Origin of the sequence: Methanoculleus frigidifontis, assembly GCF_030464345.1 — an archaeon.
In the GTDB taxonomy this organism is placed as follows: domain Archaea; phylum Halobacteriota; class Methanomicrobia; order Methanomicrobiales; family Methanoculleaceae; genus Methanoculleus_A; species Methanoculleus_A frigidifontis.
Map to the genome: position 1 here is coordinate 24,344 of NZ_VCYH01000012.1, position 18,826 is coordinate 43,169.

Annotated in this window: 21 protein-coding genes; 8 read left to right on the forward strand and 13 right to left on the reverse strand. The window is 64.8% G+C overall.

Going from position 1 to position 18,826, the window contains the following annotated elements; translation table 11 throughout:
• Position 1: 1 nt before the first annotated feature.
• Genes FGU65_RS14230 through FGU65_RS14255 form a run of 6 tightly spaced genes read right to left on the reverse strand, consistent with a single transcriptional unit; the run spans position 2 to position 3,708 of the window.
• Positions 2–661 (reverse strand): TfuA-related McrA-glycine thioamidation protein, encoded by a 660-nt coding sequence (locus FGU65_RS14230; RefSeq protein ID WP_301665166.1) that lies wholly within the window; start codon positions 659–661, stop codon positions 2–4.
• Positions 624–1,841, reverse strand: a complete 1,218-nt coding sequence (locus FGU65_RS14235; protein WP_301665167.1) for a YcaO-related McrA-glycine thioamidation protein — start codon at positions 1,839–1,841, stop codon at positions 624–626. The genes FGU65_RS14230 and FGU65_RS14235 overlap by 38 nt, the downstream gene beginning before the upstream one ends.
• Positions 1,838–2,251, reverse strand: a complete 414-nt coding sequence (locus tag FGU65_RS14240) for a molybdenum cofactor biosynthesis protein MoaE (RefSeq protein WP_301665168.1) — start codon at positions 2,249–2,251, stop codon at positions 1,838–1,840. The genes FGU65_RS14235 and FGU65_RS14240 overlap by 4 nt, the downstream gene beginning before the upstream one ends.
• 4 nt (positions 2,252–2,255) lie before the next feature.
• Positions 2,256–2,534, reverse strand: coding sequence for a ubiquitin-like small modifier protein 1 (locus FGU65_RS14245; RefSeq protein WP_301665169.1), 279 nt, complete (start codon positions 2,532–2,534; stop codon positions 2,256–2,258).
• A gap of 25 nt (positions 2,535–2,559) precedes the next feature.
• Positions 2,560–3,294, reverse strand: coding sequence for a HesA/MoeB/ThiF family protein (locus FGU65_RS14250; RefSeq protein ID WP_301665170.1), 735 nt, complete (start codon positions 3,292–3,294; stop codon positions 2,560–2,562).
• 9 nt (positions 3,295–3,303) lie between these two features.
• Positions 3,304–3,708, reverse strand: coding sequence for an iron-sulfur cluster assembly scaffold protein (locus FGU65_RS14255; protein ID WP_301665220.1), 405 nt, complete (start codon positions 3,706–3,708; stop codon positions 3,304–3,306).
• A gap of 88 nt (positions 3,709–3,796) precedes the next feature.
• Between FGU65_RS14255 and FGU65_RS14260 the strand changes: the two genes are divergently transcribed.
• On the forward strand, positions 3,797–4,120 hold the full coding sequence (locus tag FGU65_RS14260; RefSeq protein WP_301665171.1) for a transcriptional regulator: 324 nt from the start codon (positions 3,797–3,799) through the stop codon (positions 4,118–4,120).
• A 45-nt stretch (positions 4,121–4,165) separates the two neighbouring features.
• Here FGU65_RS14260 and FGU65_RS14265 read toward each other — a convergent pair whose 3' ends face one another.
• The 3 genes from FGU65_RS14265 to FGU65_RS14275 form a co-directional block, all read right to left on the reverse strand.
• Positions 4,166–5,251, reverse strand: coding sequence for an ABC transporter ATP-binding protein (locus tag FGU65_RS14265; protein WP_301665172.1), 1,086 nt, complete (start codon positions 5,249–5,251; stop codon positions 4,166–4,168).
• Between the two features lie 7 nt (positions 5,252–5,258).
• Positions 5,259–5,960 carry an ABC transporter permease gene (locus FGU65_RS14270; protein ID WP_301665173.1) on the reverse strand — a complete coding sequence of 234 codons (702 nt, stop codon included), beginning with the start codon at positions 5,958–5,960 and terminating at the stop codon, positions 5,259–5,261.
• A gap of 64 nt (positions 5,961–6,024) precedes the next feature.
• Entirely contained in the window at positions 6,025–6,948 is a 924-nt protein-coding gene (locus FGU65_RS14275; RefSeq protein WP_301665174.1) for an ABC transporter substrate-binding protein, read from the reverse strand.
• Between the two features lie 170 nt (positions 6,949–7,118).
• Between FGU65_RS14275 and FGU65_RS14280 the strand changes: the two genes are divergently transcribed.
• The 7 genes from FGU65_RS14280 to uvsE all read left to right on the forward strand — a co-directional run bounded on the left by FGU65_RS14280 (position 7,119) and on the right by uvsE (position 16,930).
• Positions 7,119–8,138: an Acg family FMN-binding oxidoreductase gene (locus FGU65_RS14280; RefSeq protein ID WP_301665175.1), complete on the forward strand. Its 1,020-nt coding sequence runs from the start codon at positions 7,119–7,121 to the stop codon at positions 8,136–8,138.
• Positions 8,139–8,207: 69 nt separating this feature from the next.
• Entirely contained in the window at positions 8,208–8,384 is a 177-nt protein-coding gene (locus tag FGU65_RS14285; protein WP_301665176.1) for a hypothetical protein, read from the forward strand.
• Positions 8,385–8,475: 91 nt separating this feature from the next.
• Entirely contained in the window at positions 8,476–9,105 is a 630-nt protein-coding gene (locus FGU65_RS14290) for a flavodoxin family protein (protein ID WP_301665177.1), read from the forward strand.
• A gap of 76 nt (positions 9,106–9,181) precedes the next feature.
• Positions 9,182–13,003 carry a PAS domain S-box protein gene (locus FGU65_RS14295; RefSeq protein ID WP_301665178.1) on the forward strand — a complete coding sequence of 1,274 codons (3,822 nt, stop codon included), beginning with the start codon at positions 9,182–9,184 and terminating at the stop codon, positions 13,001–13,003.
• Between the two features lie 43 nt (positions 13,004–13,046).
• Positions 13,047–13,949 (forward strand): HhH-GPD family protein, encoded by a 903-nt coding sequence (locus tag FGU65_RS14300; protein WP_301665179.1) that lies wholly within the window; start codon positions 13,047–13,049, stop codon positions 13,947–13,949.
• A 151-nt stretch (positions 13,950–14,100) separates the two neighbouring features.
• Positions 14,101–15,981, forward strand: coding sequence for a dockerin type I domain-containing protein (locus tag FGU65_RS14305; protein WP_301665180.1), 1,881 nt, complete (start codon positions 14,101–14,103; stop codon positions 15,979–15,981).
• A 49-nt stretch (positions 15,982–16,030) separates the two neighbouring features.
• Positions 16,031–16,930: a UV DNA damage repair endonuclease UvsE gene (gene uvsE / locus FGU65_RS14310; RefSeq protein ID WP_301665181.1), complete on the forward strand. Its 900-nt coding sequence runs from the start codon at positions 16,031–16,033 to the stop codon at positions 16,928–16,930.
• Here the strand turns inward: uvsE and FGU65_RS14315 are convergent.
• The 4 genes from FGU65_RS14315 to FGU65_RS14330 all read right to left on the reverse strand — a co-directional run bounded on the left by FGU65_RS14315 (position 16,923) and on the right by FGU65_RS14330 (position 18,811).
• On the reverse strand, positions 16,923–17,348 hold the full coding sequence (locus FGU65_RS14315; protein WP_301665182.1) for a fasciclin domain-containing protein: 426 nt from the start codon (positions 17,346–17,348) through the stop codon (positions 16,923–16,925). The genes uvsE and FGU65_RS14315 overlap by 8 nt on opposite strands.
• Positions 17,349–17,403: 55 nt before the next feature.
• On the reverse strand, positions 17,404–17,832 hold the full coding sequence (locus FGU65_RS14320) for a fasciclin domain-containing protein (RefSeq protein ID WP_301665183.1): 429 nt from the start codon (positions 17,830–17,832) through the stop codon (positions 17,404–17,406).
• Positions 17,833–17,962: 130 nt separating this feature from the next.
• Positions 17,963–18,388, reverse strand: coding sequence for a fasciclin domain-containing protein (locus tag FGU65_RS14325; RefSeq protein WP_301665184.1), 426 nt, complete (start codon positions 18,386–18,388; stop codon positions 17,963–17,965).
• A gap of 18 nt (positions 18,389–18,406) precedes the next feature.
• Positions 18,407–18,811: a fasciclin domain-containing protein gene (locus FGU65_RS14330; RefSeq protein WP_301665185.1), complete on the reverse strand. Its 405-nt coding sequence runs from the start codon at positions 18,809–18,811 to the stop codon at positions 18,407–18,409.
• Between the last annotated feature and the right edge of the window lie 15 nt (positions 18,812–18,826).

Consider the following 18,826-nt stretch of genomic DNA (forward strand, 5'->3'; position numbering starts at 1 on the left):
TTCACGTTTTTCTTCTCTGCTCCGCCGTCTCCCTGACAGAGGTGAGCGCGGCGACCGCATCGGTCCTTTTCTGGTCGACCGCATGCCCTTCGGCGAACGACCGGAACCGTTCCGCGGCGTCGGCGCCGATCACCGGTTCTGCAGCGTCGGCGACCGAATCGTACGTCCTCTCGGGAAAATAGAGGCGCCGGCCGGCGTCGAGGACCGCCCGGGCGGCGTCGGGCGTGAGCACGCCCTCGTTGACCGCCCGATCGAGGGTTGCGCGGATGTTCACCAGCGGCTCGGAGAGTGCGGTTCCTGTCTCCGGGTCGAAGACGAGCGCCACCTCGTCGTCGGCGACGAGTTTTCCGTCGCGGTAGGCGCGGTAGATCTCCCCGACGCCCTCCATCCCGAGGGTGTCGAGTTCCGCCGCCCGGAGAGCGCCCATGCTGGAGGCACCGACGACCCGGACGCCCGCACGCAGGGCGGCGAGGATCTCACGGTGGGCGACGGCGCAGTCCTGGAAGAAGACCCCGTCGATAAGGACGATTACTCCGGCACCGCCGGATGCCGCCGCCTGAATATCGCCGCGGCGTGCCGGCGGCAGATAGGTCGCGTCCAGGATTGCCCGGGCGCTCTCCGGATCAAGGCTCGGGCCGAGGAAGACGACGATCCCGTGCATCCCTGCACCTCGCTCCCATCCGCTCCTGGTCCATCGCAAAGACCTCGAGCCCGGGCACGATCACCCGGACGACCGGGATGCCGATATCCTCACGCGTCAGGTCGACGGCGATCACCCGGCCGAACCCTGCCGCCCGGAGCCGCTCAGCGGTGTGGGTGATGTCGGTGAGAAAGTCGCTGCTGTCGCAGGACGGTATCGCGGCGAAGTCGCGCTCCTCCGATTCGGCGAACCAGTGGCGGTTCAGGCGCTTCGTCCGCTCGTAGCCGAGCTGCTTGCGCACGTCCGCGGTATCGGTGTCCTCGCGGGCACCGTGGATCTGGGTCAGCCTGCTCTGCGCCACCTCGGTGAGCGCCCGCAGCACGGCAATACCGGCGTTCGTGTGCGTCCCCATACCGATAGTGAGCAGCGTCGGGTCCCGCAGCAGCAGGTCGTCGGAGACGGCGGCGAAGGTGGGGATCCCGATGTCGCTCGTCATATCCCGGATCCTGACCTCGACCTCTGCCGTCGCGAACGTCTCGAGGAGTTCTGCCGCAAGCCCGCCGGCGATCCCGGTGACCTCGGGGCAGGTGCTCCGGCGCACCTCGACGAGCGACCAGGCGTCGCGCTCGACGACCTCCATCAGGGCGTGGAAGACCGCCTCTTCAAGGGTGTTGCCCGAGGCGAGGCCGTTGGTGTTCGTCCGGAAGAGCCGGCCGCAGGTGACCGGCAGCGGGTGGAAGACGGCGTGCGCCGGGACCAGGATCTCCTCGTCCTGCAGGAGGTCGTAGCCGGCCACCCAGGGGATCGGAAAGTCCGCCGGAGCCCGGGCGGGCAGGATCAGGTCGGCGGGGTCGAGGACGGTATTGCCGTCGGCGGCGAGGTCGCTGTATCTCCCGGTGAGGAGCGGCCGGTCGCCCTGTTCTGCGGAGCAGCGCTCGATCCCCTCCATCATCGCCGAAACCTCGGCCTCGACGGGCGTCGCTCCTTTGCCGTTGTAGACCGATATCGCGCCCGCTTCGGCGGTCGGCCGGATGCCGGAGAAGACCGGTATCCCGATCCGGTCGAGGTTGGTGATGTCGGCTATCCGGGTGATCCCTGCCGCGGGGAGGACTCCCCGCACCCGGGCGAGCGTCTCCTCCGGCGGCACGGCCCGCTGGGTCTCGTTTGCGTACTCCTTCCTGCACGATTCGAGCCGGATCATGCCGGTCCCTCCGGGTACTCTCCCGGCACCCAGGTCTCGCCGTCCTCCCGGACCTCCTTCTTCCAGATGGGGACGCTCTCTTTGATCCGCTCGAGGACGTACTCGCAGGCGTCGAAGGCTTCTTTGCGGTGTCCCGCCCCTACGACGATCAGCAGGATATTCTCGCCGACCGCAAGGGAGCCGACCCGGTGGAGGATATCCACGGACGTGATCGGCCACTTCTCTATCGCCTCCTCCCGGATTGCCGCAAATTCCTGCACGGCGACCTCTTCGTAGGCTTCGAGATCCATCCGCTCGATACCGTCGTCCCGCACGGTGCCGAGGAACGTGACGAGGGCACCGATCTCCGGCCGTTTTGCCGCCTCGAGCACGGCGGCGACGTCTATCTCCTCCCGGACGATGCCGATCATCGACTCAGCCCCCCGCGACCGGCGGGAAGAGGGCGATCTCATCGCCGTCCGCGAGGGCGAGAGCGTCGATATCGCCCTGCCGCACACGCTTTCCGTTCCGCATCAGGATCACGTAGCCTTTCAGTTCTCCGTTCTCTTCAAAAAGAGCGTTCTGTGCTTCTTCCGATACGTCGCCGACGACGGCGAGCAGCCGGGCGAGCGGTGCCCCGTCCGGAACCTCGACGATGAGGTCGCCTCCGATGGCCTCCCGGATCCGGGCAAATGATCTGACCTGTATCTGCATTCTCTTCTCCTCGTGTTTTATGTCTTCACCGGTGCGCACCGCTCCCGCAGTCGGCGCAGTCCTCCTGGCGCTCGACCGACAGGAGCACTGTGGACGCGCTGCGCCCGTCCCAGAGCAGCAGCCGTCCCTTCAGCGGATCTCCGGTCCCGGTTACGTATTTGATGACTTCGTTTGCCTGGATGAGCCCGACGACCCCGGCCGTGGCGCCGACCACCGGCACGCTCTCTTTCGGCGGCGGCACCGGGAAAATACACCGCAGGCAGGCGGTCCTGCCCGGGAGAACCGTCGTCACCTGGCCGTCGAACCCGGAGACGGCACCATGGACGAGCGGGATGCCCTTTGCGAGCGCGGCCCGGTTCAGGAGGTAGCGGGTAGCGAAGTCGTCCACGGCGTCGACGACGATGTCGGCATCACCGATGAGGTCTTCAGCGTTCTTCTCGTCGATCGCCGCGTGCCGGACGCTCACGGTTAATCCCGGATTCTGCGCCAGCAGTTTCTCTGCAGCCGACGCGACCTTCGGCCGGCCGACGTCGCCCTCGTGGTGGAGTACCTGCCGGTTCAGGTTCGACCGCTCGACCCGGTCCGGGTCGACCAGCCGGATCTCCCCGATTCCGGCGGCGGCGAGGTAGAGGGCGGCCGGGCAGCCGAGTCCTCCGGCGCCGACGACGGCGACCCTGGCCTTCCCGAGCCGCTGCTGCCCCGCTTCACCGAAGAGCGGTATCTGCCGGCGGTAGCGCTCGCGTTCGCGTTCGGTGAGCATCCGCCCCTCTCACGGCGTTTCGTCTGCGCTCTCTTCCCAGGGCGGCAGACCCATCCGGGCGCGGTAGTTGTTGATGGCGGCGTGGATTCCCTCCTCGGCGAGAACGGAGCAGTGGACCTTCGGTTCGGGAAGCCCGCCGAGCGCCCGGACAACCGCACCGTTCGAGACCGTCCACGCCTCTTCGAGGGTCTTTCCCCTGATCAGTTCGGTCGCCATCGAGCTCGAGGCGATCGCCGCTCCGCATCCGAAGGTTCTGAACTTTGCATCCGCGATCCGGTTCTCCTCGACTCTGATGAAGATCTGCATCATATCGCCGCAGGCCGGACTCGTGACCTCTGCGTAGCCGTCTGCGTCCGGGATCTCCCCGGTGTTCCGCGGGCTGGTGAGGTGGTCGATGACGGTGTCGTTGTACACGGTAAGATCTCTCCCTGGTGCTGCAGTGTTCGCAATTGTGAACACACCTCTTATGTATCTTTCCGGACAATTTTAAGATTGTGATGCCATGAAACTGCCCTGCCAGGTTATCGTATGGGACGTGCTTCCCGCAATCCGGGCGGCCATCGCCCTGGAACTTATCCGGTGCGGGGCGTCGCAGGCAGAGGCCGCCCGCAGACTGGAGATGGCGCCGTCGGCCATCTCGCAGTACCGGTCGAAGAAGCGGGGCTACCGGATCGTCTTCGACGAGGACGTGACGGCGCTGATCCGCGACCTCGCCGGGGATCTCTATGCGGACCGGGTGGACGACCTCGCCGCCCGCATCTGTGCGATCTGCCGAAGGCTTCAGACGGAGCAGGACGTATGCGGCTCGTGCGGCGGGAAGAGCTGACTTTTTTCGATGCTGCAAAAAAAATCGCGGTCAGGGCAGCCTTTCCTATCGCTCCTCTTCCGCCTGCCTGACCACGTGGACGGCGCTCGCCTTGAACGCGACCTGCACCTCTGCGCCGGTGCAAAGGCCGAGGTCGTCGACCGCTTTCCAGGTGACGAGCGCGGCGACGGCAAACCCGCAGTCGACCCCGACGTGGCTTAAGGGCCCGAGCGACCGGACCGACGTCACCCTGCCCGAATAGGCGTTCCGTGCGCTTCCGGTGTCTGCGCCCGCCCGATACAGGGTGATGTCCTCCGGCCGTATGCAGAGGCAGACTTCCTCGCCCGCCGGAATGTCCGTGGGTGCCGTGACCGGCGTTCCGCCGACATCGACCGTGGCGACCCCCCGATCGCGTGCGGTTACCCTGCCCTCGAGGATATTCTCCATCCCGACGAACCGGGCCACGCTCCGGGTGTTCGGCTCTGAAAATATCTCGCGCGGTGTCCCGACCTGGGCGAACCCGCCCTCGATCATCACGCCCATCCGGTGGGCGAGCCGCTGCCCCTGCAACAGGTCGTGCGTCGTGAGGATCAGGGTGGTGCCGTAGTCGCGATTGATCCGGCGGATCAGATCCTCGATATTCTCCGTCGCTATCGGGTCGAGGTTCGCCGTCGGTTCATCCATCAGGAGCAGGACCGGGTCGGTGACGAGCGCCCGGGCGACCGCCACCCGCTGCATCTCCCCGCCCGAGAGCGTCCGGGCGTTCTGCTCCGCCCGGTCGGCGAGCCCGATCAGTTCCAGCGCTTCCTTTACACGGCTCCGTATTGCCGCTTCGCTCATGCCCCGTATCCGGAGCCCGGCAGCGACGTTCTCAAAGACCGTGGTGCTGAAGACGACCGGTTTCTGGAAGACCATTCCCATGCCCCGCCGGATCGAAATCTGCCTGTCCGCGGCGTGGATGTCCGTGCCGTCGATGCGGACGCATCCGCTGCTCGGCGTCTCGAGGAGGTTGACGATCCGAAGCAGCGTCGATTTGCCCGACCCGGAGGGGCCGATGACGGCGAAGATCTCGCCGTCCCGAACCGTCAGGTCGACGCCGCGGAGCACCTCGTTTGCGCCGAACCGTTTGGAGAGTTCTGTAATCTCGATCATGGCGTTATCACCGCTGCTGCACCGTCATCAGGACGAGGTTCACGACGAGGGCTATGGCGAGGAGGATGATCCCGAGCGCCATGGAAAACTCGATGTTTCCCATCGAGGTCTCCAGGGAGATGGCCGTCGTCAGGACGCGCGTCGACGTCCAGAACGCCGATGTCTTGGTGTTGCCGCCGATCATGATCGCCGCGCCGACCTCTGCGATCGCCCGCGAAAACCCTACCACCACCGCCGCGAGGATGGCGAACCGCGCCTCGCGGACGAGCAGGGCGAGGTACTGCCGGGTGTTCGCACCGAGCGAGCGGATCGTATCGCGGATCGTCGGATCGACGCCGGAGAGCGCCGATATGGTCAGCCCGGTCATGATCGGGAGGATCAGTACCGTCTGTGCGATGACCATCGCCGTCGGGGTGAAGAGGAGCCCGAGGAACCCGAGCGGCCCGGCGCGGGATATAAAGACGAAGACGAAGAGACCGACGATCACCGTCGGAAGAGCATACAACGTCTGGATGAGGTTGATGAGCATCTTCTTGCCGGTGAACTCGTGGACGTAGATGAGAAACCCGAGCGGGATGGCGATCGCGGTCGCAATGATCGTCGCCGAGAGTGAGATGATGAGACTGCGTGCGGCTATCTCCATCACGGCCGGATCGAGGGTGACGATCAGCTCGACGGCCTGGAAGAATGCCTCGATGATCTCGTTCATGGGTGTCCTGCACTACTGCGTTTGGCCTGCGATCGAAAAAAAGGGGAGGGTTTCACGTCTCTGATCAGGCGAGCGGGGTTGCGCACTCGCCTGCCGGGACACCGATCGTCTCTGCCTTGCCGGACGCGCAGAAGAAGAGCGGCTGGCCGTACTCCGCGACGCCGAAGACCTCGATCTGCTGCTGGACGTCATCGGAGACCATGTAGTTGATCCAGTCCTGTGCGATGCTGGTGTTGACACCCGCGTGCATTGCCGGGTTGATCTCCATCACGCTGTAGACGTTGAGGAGGATCGCTCCCGAGTCGACGAGCGCCACGAGGTCGAGGTCGCCCTTATACGCGAGGAACGTGCCGATGTCGGAGAGGGTGTAGGCCTGCTTCTCGTTCGTCATCACCAGGGTGTCTCCCATGCCCTTGCCTGCCTCGATGTACCAGGCGCCGGAGTTCTGGATGTCTTCGGTGTAGTTGTACCCGGCGGACTTCCAGATCGCCTTCTCCTTGGAGTGGGTTCCGGAGTTGTCGCCGCGGGAGATGAAGGCCACGCCGTCGGTGCCGTTCGTGCCGAGCGCGTAGATCGTCTGGAACGCCTCTTCGGGCTGCATGCCCGCAATACCGGCCGGGTCGGACTCGGGGCCGACGATCACGAAGTAGTTGTAGGCGATGACCCGGCGGTTCAGGCCGTAGCCGTCGGCGAGGAAGACGTCTTCACGGGCGCGGTCGTGTACCATCAGGATATCGACGTCGCCACGCTGGCCGTACTCGATTGCTTTGCCGGTTCCGGCGGATACGATCTGCACGACGGCGTTGTGCTCCTTCTCGAATCCCGGGACGAGGGAGTCGAGCAGCCCGGTGTCGTAGAGGCTGGTCGTGGTCGCGATGCGAAGTGTCTGCGGGGGTTCGGCTGTCGTCGTCCCCGTCTGCGTACATCCGCAGACGAGGAGTGCTGCAACCAGGACCGCCGCAACAAGGAATGTGCTACGCTTATCCATGACAGGAGGGTTTGTGCGGCCGTAAATAGACATTTCGAAACTTGTTGAAGTAAGCTACATCAATATACTCCTATTGATTTGCCGGAAAAGTAAGGTATATGTAGCCGCACGTGTCCGCGTTCCCATTCGACGGTATCTTTTTACGCCCCGGCGTCCAGCACCGGTGCGAGATGACAGACCCGCACCGTGATGTCTGGAACCTGCACGAGAGCGACTACCCGCGGTCGGGAAGCGTGGACGAACAACTCCGGTTTCTCCTCGGCTACGCAATCCTGGCGCCGTCGAGCCACAACAGCCAGCCGTGGAGGTTTCGCATCGAAGGTGGAGCCGTCCTGCTCTTCGCCGACCCGGGCCGTGCCCTCCCGGTCGTCGACCCGGCGGGCAGGGAGCTCGTCATCAGCTGCGGTGCGGCGCTCGAGCATCTCCTGATCGCGCTCTGGCACTTCGGGCACGCAGGCAGGCTCGCCGTCTTCCCGGAGCCGGCAAGCCCGGTGCTGCTCGCCCACGTCGAGCCCGGGGAGCCTGCAGACGCCCCGGAGAGCGTCCACCGGTGCTTTGCCGCCATCACCCGGCGGCGGACAAACCGGAGGGCGTACCGGGACGAACCCCTCCCTGCCGACGTTCTCGACGAGATCACGACTGCCACTGCCGGCGTCCGGCTCCACGTCGCGGCCGACGACGTCGAACAGGGAGGAATCGCCGGGCTGGTCGCGGAAGCAGACCGGATCCAGCAGGCGGACGCTGCCTACCGGCGGGAGCTCGCGTCGTGGATGCGGTCGAACGCGAACCCGGGAAGTGACGGCATCCCCGGCTACGCCCTCGGGATGGGGACGGCAGCGTCGCTCGTCGGTCCGCTGCTCGTCAGTCTGGTCGATATGGGCGACCGGCAGGCCGCCGGGGATGCGGAGACGACGTTTCGTGCCCCGGCCCTCGTGCTGCTCGAGACCGCGGCGGACGACCCGGTTGCCTGGCTCTCTGCCGGCCGGGCGCTCGCCCGTCTCCTGCTCCTCGCCCGGAGCCGCGGCGTCTGGGCGTCCTACCTGAACCCGGCGGTGGAAGTGCCCGAGATCCGGGAGCGGCTCCGGCAGGTCGCCGGCGTCTCCGGGCATCCGCAGGTGCTGATCCGGCTCGGCTACGCGGAGGACGTCCCCCCGACTCCGCGGCGGACGGTCGATGAGGTTCTCGAGTGAGAGAACACTTGTCAGGTTCGGCGGTTTCATGCCGGTGGGCGTACAACCTCTCCCACCAGGCAGTATACCATGAAGACGTTCACCGTAGACCTGACAGGAGATATTGAGGTCGAGACCGACCAGCAGTGCGATGCAGAGGTTCTTGCCGACCGCATTCTCGATGAGATCAGAGCGATCTTCGCCGGCCACGGCGCCGTCAAGGAGAGTTCGATCGCCGTCGCAGCGATCCGGGAAAAGCCGGAGTAGGATCCGGCCGCAACAGCGGGTTATCCTGATCCCGTTTCTACACGTTTTTCCCGCATTGCCGCCAACGTTTTCTTTCGGAAGTGACTGAAGGATGAAGATTACTGCAGTTGTGGGAAGCCCGCGGGGGATGCGGAGCAGGACGAGAAAACTTGCCGGCTTCGTGCTTGCCGGGGCCGAAGAAGCGGGAGGCATGGTCGATATTATCGACCTTGCAGACCTGCAGATCGTCCCCTGCACCGCCTGTGAGAGCTGCAGCCTGGACGGCATGTGCGTCTTTGCCGACGACTTCTCCGCCGCGTACGACCGGATGCTGGACGCCGACGGGCTGGTGCTCGCATCGCCGGTCTACGTCGACAACATTAGCGGGCAGATGAAGGTCTTCATCGATCGGCTGGCGGACGCGATGCACTACCAGACCTTCGCCGGGAAGTACGGCTGTAGCGTCGCGACCACCCGGGTTTCTGGGGGCGACGCGGTTACGGGCTACCTGAACCACGTGCTCAATTATTTCGGGGTGACGGCAATAGAAGGGATGAGCGTCGCACTCGGTGACGATCCGGAGGCGCTCGACCGGGCGGAAGCGGCGGCACGCGACCTCGGGCGGCGGCTCGTCCGTGCCGTCAGGGAGCGGCCGCGGTACCCCGACCAGGAGGCCGGGATGGCGGAGAGGCGCGAGTGCTTCGCATCGATCGTGCGGGAGGGCTGGATCCGGGATGAGTGAGGGCGTGGATATCGATTTCACAACTATTAATACTTTTCAGATCTGAACAAAACTCTATTAGAGTTGTTTGCGCATTATGACGAAAATTCTCCTCGTTGACGACGAACCCGCGCTTTTAGAGGTTGGAAAACTTTTCATCGAACGGAGCGGCGCTATCTCCGTCGACACCGCCCCGGGCGGAGCCGAGGCGCTGGAGAAACTCTCGTCATGCTGCTACGATTGCATCGTCTCCGACTACGACATGCCCGGTATGGACGGCATTGATCTCTTAAAAGCGGTTCGCAAGAGCGATCCGGGTATTCCGTTCATTATCTTCACCGGAAAGGGGCGGGAAGAGGTGGTGATCGACGCCATCAACCACGGCGCCGATTTTTACCTCCAGAAGGGCGGCCACCCGAAGGCGCAGTTCGCCGAGCTTGTGCATAAAATCCGGCAGGGCGTCCGGCGCAGGATCACGGAGAAGCGGAATGCACATTTAAAGAGCGTGCTGCACGCGATACGGGACGTCCACCACCTGGTCGCCTCGGAGCGGGATGCAGCGTCTCTGATGCGCAAGGTTGCGGGGCTGCTTGTTGAGGCCCGCGGGTACAGGCACGTCTGGATCCTGCTCCTCGACGGCGAGGGGAGGGTGCAGACTGCCGTGGAAGCCGGGATCGGCGATACATTCAGGACGTTCGTCGCGATGCTCGACAGAGGCGAATTTCCTCCCTGTACCCGCGAAGCGATCGGCCGCAGGGGCGTCGTCACGGTCACGAACCCTGCGGCCACCTGCCGGGACTGCCCGCTCGTGCATAGCCACCCTTCCATCAGCACCATGACGACGCCGATCGAGGGCGGCGGAAGGCTGCTCGGCATCTTCTCGGCGACCCTGCCGCGGGAGTTCGCGGCCGATGAGGAGGAACAAACCCTCTTCTGCGAACTCGGGGATGACCTCGGGTTTGCACTGCAGGCGAACGAGGCGGTTATCCGGCGGGAGCGTGCCGAAGCTGCACTGAAAGAGTCGGAAGCCCTCTACCGGGCAGTCTTCGAGACCACGGGCACCGCCATGGCGATCTTGGAGGATGACCGGACGATCGCTTACGCCAACCGGGAGATGCTGCGCTTCACCGGCTACTCCCGCGAGGAGCTCGAGGGAAAAGTGGCGTGGACGTCCTTCATACCGGAGGACGACCTCGACCGGATGAAGGAGTATCACCGCCTCCGGCGGTGCATGCCCGGGGAGGCGCCGCAGGCGTACGAGTTCCTCTTTCTAAACCGGCAGGGGGAGCGGCGGCCGGGCTTCCTCATGGCGTCTATGATCCCGGGCACCGGGCGCAGCGTCGTCTCCGTGCTGGACATTACCGGGCTGAAAGAGGCAGAAACCGCACTGCACGAATCCGAGGAGAAGTTCCGGCTGCTCTCCGAGTCGTCGCTCGTCGGGATCTACGTGATCCGGGACGGTCGGTTCGTATACGTCAATCCTGCCATGAGCGCCATCTTCGGCTACTCTCAGGAGGAGGTTTTGGGGCTCTCCCCCTACGACCTCGTCCACCCCGACGACCGGGCGAGCGTCAGCGAGAATATCGCACGGCGGCTGGCCGGCGAGGCCGGCATGAAGTACGCGTTCCGGGGGATTACGAAAGCCGGTGAGGTGCGGTGGTTTGAGGTCTTCGGCAGCGTCACCGTCTACGACGGCCGGACTGCCGTCTTCGGGACGCTGATCGACGTCACTGCACACCGGGAGACGCGGCTTGCCCTCGAAGAGAGCGAGCGGAAGTACCGGTCGTTCGTCAACAATACCACCTCCGGTATCGTGGTCGCCCAGGACGGCAGGATCCGGTACGCGAATCCCGTGATAACAGACCACCTGGGGCGGGAGCCGGACGGCTCCGATGCCCTGTCGTTCGACCGCTATCTCCACCCGGACGACCTGGAGCACGTCGCCGGGATGCACCGGCGGAGGCTGGCGGGCGAGGAGGTTCCGGAGAACTACGTGATCCGGGTGATCGACCGCGATGGCAACACCCGGATGATGGCCATGAACGTCTCGGTGATCGCCTGGGAGGGGCGCCCTGCGACGCTGAACTTCCTGACCGACGTCACCCGCGAGTTTGCGCTCCAGGAAGCGCAGCAGGAGGCCGAGGCAAACTACCGGACGCTCATGGAGAACGCCCCCGTCGGGATCGTCGTCCTCTACCGGGGAAGCGTCGTCTATGCCAACCGGAGCGTCCTCGCCCTTCTCGGTGCCGGGGTACCTGACGAGCTCGCCGCCCGCGGCCTCCTGGAATTCGTGCATCCCGCCCACCGGGAGGCTGCACGGGCTCTTTTTGCAGAGAATTACGCCGGGGAACGGCAGTCCGGATTTTCGCACGTGACGATGCTCGGCCTCGACGGGCGGGAGATCGAAGCCGATGTGGGCACGGTCCCGATAACCTACCGGGGAGATGCGGCGGTTTGCATCCTTATCCGCGACGTGACTGAGCAGAAGCAGAACGAACGGAGCTACCGGGAGAGCAGGCAGCAGCTTGCCCTGGCTCTCGACAGCGCCAACATGGGTGTCTGGGCGGTCGACCTTGCCAGCGGCAGGCAGTCGATGAACGCCCGGGCTGCAGGCATCGCCGGCTATTCGCCGGGCGATTTTTCGGGAAGGGAGGAAGAGTGGCGCTCGCTCGTCCATCCGGACGATCTTGGCGGAGTTACGGAGGCGATCCAGAGCCACCTCGGCGGGGTCTCCCCCTTCTACGACGCCGAGTACCGGCTCCGCCATAAGGACGGCAGATATGTCTGGATCCACAGTGCAGGACGCATCGCCAAGAGAGACCGTGACGGAACTCCCCTCCTCATCACCGGGGTGATGCACGACATCACCGGGAAGAAGGAGGCGGCCGAGGCGCTGCACAGGAGCCGGGAAGACCTGCTGATCAAGACGACGGCGCTGGACGTCTCGGCGACCGCGGTCACGATGATGGAGCCGGACGGCACGATCTTTTATGCCAACGACGCCTTTGCCCGGATGTGGGGCTATGCCGGCAGGGACGAGGTGATCGGCACCGCCTGTATCCTGCTCCGGCAGGCAGACCTGCGCTATCCGGAAGAGGTGCGGACGTTCTGGGAGACGGGATCGTTCGTCGGGGTGCTGGAGTTTGCGCGCAGCGACGCATCACCCGTCACCCTCCACGTCTCGGCGGCGGTCTTCAGGGATGAAGGGGGCGAACCGCTCAGTCTCATCGCCTCCATGATCGATATCAGCGAGCTCGAGACGTACCGGCGGAGCCTTGAGCGGACGAACGAGAAACTGAATATCCTCTCCGACATCACCCGGCACGACATCCTCAACCAGCTCGCGGCGATCCGGGGCTACCTCTCGTTCGTCCGCACCGACTACCCGGACGACCCTGCCGGATACGTCGCAAAGGTCGAGCGGGCTGCCGAGACGATCGAGCACCAGATCTCCTTCACCCGCGACTACCAGCATATGGGTGTCGCCGCCCCGGAGTGGCAGCGGGTCGACCGCCTGGTCGAGGAGGCGCTGGCGGAGTTTGATTTCGGGCCTATCGAGGTTCTGGTTTCCACCGGGCCGCTCGAGGTCTATGCAGACCCGCTCTTGCGGAAAGTGATCGCCAATCTGCTCGACAACGCCCTCCGGCACGGCGGCGCTGTTACCCGGATCACGATCTCGTTCACCCGGGCGCACGACGGCGGAACCCTTCTCTTCGAGGACGACGGAGCAGGAATCCCCGACGCGATGAAAGAGCGGATCTTCCTGCGCGGGGTTGGCAGGAATACCGGGTACGGGCTGTTTCTCGTGCGGGAGATCCTGGAGATCACCGGCATCTCCATCAGGGAGACCGGAACAGAAGGCGCCGGGGCACGATTTGAGATAGCCGTTCCGGGCGCTGTCTGCCGGACGGCCCGGTGAGGGGGCGCAGGATTTTCTCTCCGGGAGACCCACCTTTGGGTACGTGAACGGCACCCTCGATCCGGATCTGAACGGCCTTGAGAAGCGGCTCATCGCCGCCGTCAGGCGGGACGGCGCCACGCCCGAAGCGATCGCCCTCTTTCGGGAGTTGATTCTCATGCACTATCGAAAGTGGGGCCGCGACCTTCCCTGGCGGCGGACGGCCGACCCGTACCGGATCATCGTCGCGGAGATGATGCTCCAGCAGACGCAGGTCGACCGGGTGGTCCCGAAGTACAACGCGTTCCTCGAGCGGTTCCCGGAAGCCGACGCCCTTGCCCTTTCGCCGCTGAAGAACGTCCTCGCGGCGTGGCAGGGGCTCGGCTACAACCGCCGGGCGATCGCACTGCAGAAGACGGCGCAGCGGATTGTGGACGACTTCGGCGGCACGGTTCCGGCGGATGTCGATACTCTCACAACCTTCCCGGGGATCGGCCGGGCGACCGCCTCCGCCGTCTGCGCCTACGCCTTCGACATGCCGGTGGTCTACGTCGAGACAAACATCCGCCGGGTCTTCATCCACGTCTTCTTCCCCGGCCGCGAGGGCGTCCCCGATGCGGAGATCCTGCCGCTCGTCGAGCGGACGCTATATCAGGAGAGCCCGCGGGAGTGGTACAATGCGCTGATGGACTACGGATCCGTCCTCAAGCAGCGGACGGAAAACCCGAACCGGAGGAGCGCGGCCTATGCGGTGCAGAGTCGGTTTGCGGGGTCGGACCGGCAGATCCGGGGTGCTATTCTCCGCTCCCTCCTCGAGCAGGGCTCGCTCGACGCGGCGACGCTTGCGGCCTCTCTTGGGGAGGATGCCGATCGGGTGGCAAGGATCGTGGCGGCGCTCGAACGGGAAGGGTTCCTGGCCGTCCAGGAGGGCCGGATCGTTCCTGCCGGGGACGGGCCGTCGCGGTAGCCCTGCGGTGACCTGTGTTTCCTTATTTACTGGGAAAATATATTTCTTTTCAAGAAAAAAATGTTTCAAGACCTCTCAAAAAAGAGAATGCTTTAAATAATCCCTGGAAAAAATATCTCCCTGTTGTCTGCGTCGCACCGGGTGCGGCAGCGTGAACGTAACAGGGATGGTTCTTGCAATGAGGAGCAGGGTTTTTGCAGTATGTATGCTGGTCTGCGCCGTCTGCATCGTCGGCGGAGCAGCGGCGGCAGCCCCCGATATCGAGTGGTCGTACAAGTTCGGCGGCAGCGGGACCGACTACTGGCCGGATGTCGCGGCGACCGCCGACGGCGGGTCGATCTTCGCAGGGCAGTCAAACTCACAGGATGGGAATATCACCGATCCGATCGGCGGATACGATATCGTCCTGCTGAAGCAGGACGCGGACGGCGAGATCGAGTGGCAGAAGAATCTCGGCGGAACACAGAACGAAGCTTCCGGCCGGGTGCGCCAGACTTCCGACGGCGGTTTTATTCTTACGGGAACGACAAAGTCGAACGATAACGATGTGAGCGGACTGCACGGCACCTACTATGATATGTGGGTGGCCAAACTCTCCGGGAGCGGCGGCATCGAGTGGCAGACGTGCCTCGGCGGGAGCCATACCGAGGATGGCATGGATATCCGGCAGACGAGCGACGGCGGGTATATCGTCGCCGGCAACACACGCTCGACCGACGGCGACGTGACCGATCGGGTCGGCGGCACCTACGATGCCTGGGTCGTGAAGCTGAACAGCACCGGCGGCATCGAATGGCAGACCTGCGTCGGGCGCGATGGAGAGGGCGAGATGGCAAACAGCGTCGTGCAGGCGAGCGACGGGGACTATATCATTGCAGGAAGCTCGAACATCGACAGCCAGTGGGACGGCCTCGTCGCCAGGCTGAACAGCACCGGCGGCATTGTCTGGGAGAGCTACTTCGGCGGCACCGCCGACGACGGATTCATGGGCGGCCCAGACGATGCCGAACTTTCGGGTGTAACTCTGGACGACGACGGAAACGCCATCGTCGTCGGGACGATAACCCTCGAAGAGGAGGGGATATCCGACCACAACGATGTCTATCTGGTCAAGGTGGACGGTGCGACGGGTGCGGTTGTCCGGGAGATGACCTTCGGCGGGAGCCGGACGGAGTACGGCGTGAGTATCGACCGCACGTCCGACGGCGGCTATATCGTCGGGGGGACGACAGGTTCCGTCGACGGCGATGTGAGTGGTGTTCACGGCGACTACCCGCCCGCGGGTGATTACTGGATCGTGAAGCTCGACAGCAGTTTCACCATCGAGTGGCAGAAGTGCGTCGGCGGCACCGGCTCCGACTGCTACCCGAGAGTCGCGCAGACGACCGATGGCGGGTTCGTCTGCGCCGGCCACACCCGATCGACGGACGGCGACGTGCCGCCGCTCACCTACGGCGGCAACTTTATCTTCTGGATCGTCAAGCTCGCCCCCGAGGGGCTCCCCGCCCCGCCGGTCTGTGCAAGCCCTGCGGCATCTCCAGACACCATCCCAACCGACACTGACGGCTCGGCCGGGTGGGGCGAGAGCGCCGCCCTCTCGGTGAACGTCACCGGCGGGAGCACCATCACCTCGGTCGTTGTCGACCTCTCGCCGATCGGCGGGTCGGCATCCGCCGCAATGATTGCGTCGGGCAGCGTCTGGTCGCTCGCCACCAACGCCTCGACTGCCTCGCCGTTCTCGGGCGGGGCGTACCAGCCGGTCAACCTGACCGTGACCGCCACCGACGCCGCTGCACAGACGAACACGACCGTCATCGCCCTGACGGTGATCGCCAACGGCGACGTGAACGAGGACGGCAGCGTGACTCTCCCCGACGCCCAGTACCTCGCCCGGTCGGTTCTCGGCATCCCTGGCTACACGATGCACTCCAACGTCGCCGACGTCTCGGGCGACGGTGCCGCCTCGCTCTACGACGCCGTCTACCTCGCCCGGCACGTCATCGGGGTATCCGGCTACGGGACGCTCCACTAACAGAACCCTTCCATACTTTTATCGCCGCGGCCGCCGGAGTTCACGTATTGTGAAGATCGGCTATCCCTGCATCAACCGGAGCATCGCCTGCCGCGGCAACCGGACGTTCCGGCTGGCTTCGTACTCGGAGGAGCGGCTCTTTGCGACGGTCGCAGAGAACCTCCGCTGCCTTGCAGCGATGCTCCGCTATAACATTGAACATACCCTGCTCTTCTTCCGGATCACCTCCGACCTCGTCCCGTTCGCCTCCCACCCGGTTTGCGCCGCCGACTGGCGGGGGCGGTTTGCGGCCGATCTTGCGGCCGTCGGCGAGTACGTCCGGGAGACCGGGACCCGGATCTCGATGCACCCGGACCAGTTCGTCGTCATCAACGCCCGGGATTCCGACATAGTCGAACGGAGCGTCGCCGAGCTTTGCTACCATGCCGACCTGCTGGACGCGATGGGGCTTGATACCACCGCGAAGATCCAGATCCACGTCGGCGGGGTCTACGGCGAGAAGGAACGGAGCCTGGAGCGGTTCGTCCGGGCGTACACGACCCTGGACGAGACTATCCTGCGGCGGCTGGTCATCGAGAACGACGACCGGCGCTACACCCTCGCCGACTGCCTCCGGGTCCACGACGAGACCGGCGTGCCGGTGCTCTTCGACCGGTTCCACCACGAGGTGCACTCCTCCGGCGAGAGCCCGCGCGATGCGGTCATCAGCGCTGCCGGGACCTGGCGGGCTGTCGACGGCGTCCCGATGGTCGACTACAGCTCGCAGCAGCCGGGCGGGCGGCGGGGAAACCACGCAGAGACGATCGACCCGGACAACTTCCGGGCGTTCCTCGCCGAGTCGGCGCCGGTCGACTGCGACATCATGCTCGAGATAAAGGATAAAGAGAAGAGCGCTCTCCTGGCCGCAGCCATCGCGGCCACGGATCCCCGGTTCGCCGCCCCTAGGTGACCGTGACCTCCAGGCTCGGCGGCACCAGCGCCGCGTCGATGGCGTGGCAGATCCCGTTCGTGCAGAAGGCGTCCGCCTCGACGATCGGGACGCTGTTGACCGTCACGCCCCTGTCCGAGGAGCGCACCGTCAGTTCCGTCCCGAGGAGCGACCTGACCATCGAGACATTTTTGAGGGCGTCCAGCGTCCATGTCCCGGGCACGATGTGGTAGATCAGGATGATGGCGACCTTGTCCGGGTCGGCGCCGATCTCCCGCATCCGCTCCTCCGGGACGCGTGCAAAGGCGCTGTCTGTCGGCACGAAGACGGTATAGGGCCCTTCGTTCCGCAGGCGGTTCTCAAGCTCGGCGTCGCGTGCCAGTTTCAAAAACGTGGAAAACCCTTCCGAGTCCTCCAGTGTTGCAAAGATGTTCTTCATCTCATCTTCCCCCCTTCCGGATAGCTGCCCGGTACCGGCGGGGGCGTATATATACCTACGCCAGCACCTCCGCCATCTGCGGCATGAGCACGGACTCGATGATATGCACCACGCCGTTGTCGCACTCGATGTCGGCCCGCGCGATCCGTGCGTCGTTGACGACAATATCCTCCCCGATGCGGGATATGTCGAGCTCGGCACCCTGCATCGTCTTGATCGTCGGGTTGCGCATCGAAGGAACCTCGCTTGCAAAGAGCTCGCCGACCACGACGTGCCACCGCAGCATGTCGGCGAGCCGTTCCGGAGTCTCTTTGAGGGCCTGCAACGCCTCTGCAGGGAGGCTCCTGACCGCCTCATCGCCTGGGACGAAGACGGTGAACGGCCCGCGGTTCCGGAGCATGTCTTCAAGCCCGGCGATCCGCACGAGGCTCAGAAATTCGCTTACGTTCTCCTCTGTTTCAAGCGTCTCAAGAATTGATGCCATGTCCATACTCCTCCAATAAACGGCTGCCTTCAGCTGCCGCTCCCATATATACTTTTGTGACTTACGGCAGAATCAGCCCCGGATGCCCGATCGGTCTGCAGATCGTACCGTTCCCGCAGCCGTCAGACCCTCACCAGCGAGGCGCGACAGCCTCCGTCGTCGCCGGGATCAGCACCCGGTTGATGGCGTGGACGACCCCGTTGGTGCACGCGATATCCGCCTCAGTCACCTCCGCCCCGCCAACCCGGATACGCCCTCCGGCGGCATCGATCGCGAGATCGTCCTCGTGCAGCGTCTCGATCGTCCCGGAAAGATCGCCGGAAAGCAGCCTGCCCGAGAGGATATGGTGCTTCAGGACCTCGGCGAGCCGGGGCGGCTCCTGCATCAGGTCATCGAGCTGCTCCTGCGGGAACCTGCCGAACGCCTCGTCGGTCGGGGCAAAGACGGTCAGCGGCCGCTGGCGTGCGAGGACGCTTCCAAGCCCTGCCCGGTTCACGGCGGCGAGGAAGACGGTGAACCTGCCGTCCTCCCGTGCCGTCTCGAGGATGTTCTTCATCGCTGTCTCTCCCCCCCTTCACCGGGCGGCCGTCTCCACAGCCGCCGGCCTGATAAGGTAGTCGACGATATGGATGACGCCGTTCGTGGCGGCGATATCCGCCTGGATGATGCGGGCATCCTCCACGGTGAGCTGGCCGGCGTCCGGCGACCAGGCGACGGCGATCGCATCGCCGCCGACGGTGCCGATCCGCATCGTTCCCTGCTGCCGGATATCGGCCGTGCTTATCCGTGCCCGGACGACATGGTTCTGCATGGCCGGACGGAACCGGCCGGAGACCTTGCCGAATGCCTCGTTCGTCGGGGCGAAGACGGTGAACGGCCCTTCGCCGCTCAGCAGATCCTGCAGCCCGGCAGCCCGGACGGCGTCGACGAACCGTGTCAGTTCTGCAGCCTCACGGGCAGTTTCGTAGATGTTCTTCATGGACTTCTCCTTCCC

What these genes read in the sequence shown, in the direction of transcription:
- FGU65_RS14230 (WP_301665166.1), bottom strand. Translation starts at nt 661, where the DNA reads ATGCACGGGATCGTCGTCTTCCTCGGCCCGAGCCTTGATCCGGAGAGC.
- FGU65_RS14235 (WP_301665167.1), bottom strand. Translation starts at nt 1,841, where the DNA reads ATGATCCGGCTCGAATCGTGCAGGAAGGAGTACGCAAACGAGACCCAG.
- FGU65_RS14240 (WP_301665168.1), bottom strand. Translation starts at nt 2,251, where the DNA reads ATGATCGGCATCGTCCGGGAGGAGATAGACGTCGCCGCCGTGCTCGAG.
- FGU65_RS14245 (WP_301665169.1), bottom strand. Translation starts at nt 2,534, where the DNA reads ATGCAGATACAGGTCAGATCATTTGCCCGGATCCGGGAGGCCATCGGA.
- FGU65_RS14250 (WP_301665170.1), bottom strand. Translation starts at nt 3,294, where the DNA reads ATGCTCACCGAACGCGAACGCGAGCGCTACCGCCGGCAGATACCGCTC.
- FGU65_RS14260 (WP_301665171.1), top strand. Translation starts at nt 3,797, where the DNA reads ATGAAACTGCCCTGCCAGGTTATCGTATGGGACGTGCTTCCCGCAATC.
- FGU65_RS14265 (WP_301665172.1), bottom strand. Translation starts at nt 5,251, where the DNA reads ATGATCGAGATTACAGAACTCTCCAAACGGTTCGGCGCAAACGAGGTG.
- FGU65_RS14270 (WP_301665173.1), bottom strand. Translation starts at nt 5,960, where the DNA reads ATGAACGAGATCATCGAGGCATTCTTCCAGGCCGTCGAGCTGATCGTC.
- FGU65_RS14275 (WP_301665174.1), bottom strand. Translation starts at nt 6,948, where the DNA reads ATGGATAAGCGTAGCACATTCCTTGTTGCGGCGGTCCTGGTTGCAGCA.
- FGU65_RS14280 (WP_301665175.1), top strand. Translation starts at nt 7,119, where the DNA reads ATGACAGACCCGCACCGTGATGTCTGGAACCTGCACGAGAGCGACTAC.
- FGU65_RS14285 (WP_301665176.1), top strand. Translation starts at nt 8,208, where the DNA reads ATGAAGACGTTCACCGTAGACCTGACAGGAGATATTGAGGTCGAGACC.
- FGU65_RS14290 (WP_301665177.1), top strand. Translation starts at nt 8,476, where the DNA reads ATGAAGATTACTGCAGTTGTGGGAAGCCCGCGGGGGATGCGGAGCAGG.
- FGU65_RS14295 (WP_301665178.1), top strand. Translation starts at nt 9,182, where the DNA reads ATGACGAAAATTCTCCTCGTTGACGACGAACCCGCGCTTTTAGAGGTT.
- FGU65_RS14315 (WP_301665182.1), bottom strand. Translation starts at nt 17,348, where the DNA reads ATGAAGAACATCTTTGCAACACTGGAGGACTCGGAAGGGTTTTCCACG.
- FGU65_RS14320 (WP_301665183.1), bottom strand. Translation starts at nt 17,832, where the DNA reads ATGGCATCAATTCTTGAGACGCTTGAAACAGAGGAGAACGTAAGCGAA.
- FGU65_RS14325 (WP_301665184.1), bottom strand. Translation starts at nt 18,388, where the DNA reads ATGAAGAACATCCTCGAGACGGCACGGGAGGACGGCAGGTTCACCGTC.
- FGU65_RS14330 (WP_301665185.1), bottom strand. Translation starts at nt 18,811, where the DNA reads ATGAAGAACATCTACGAAACTGCCCGTGAGGCTGCAGAACTGACACGG.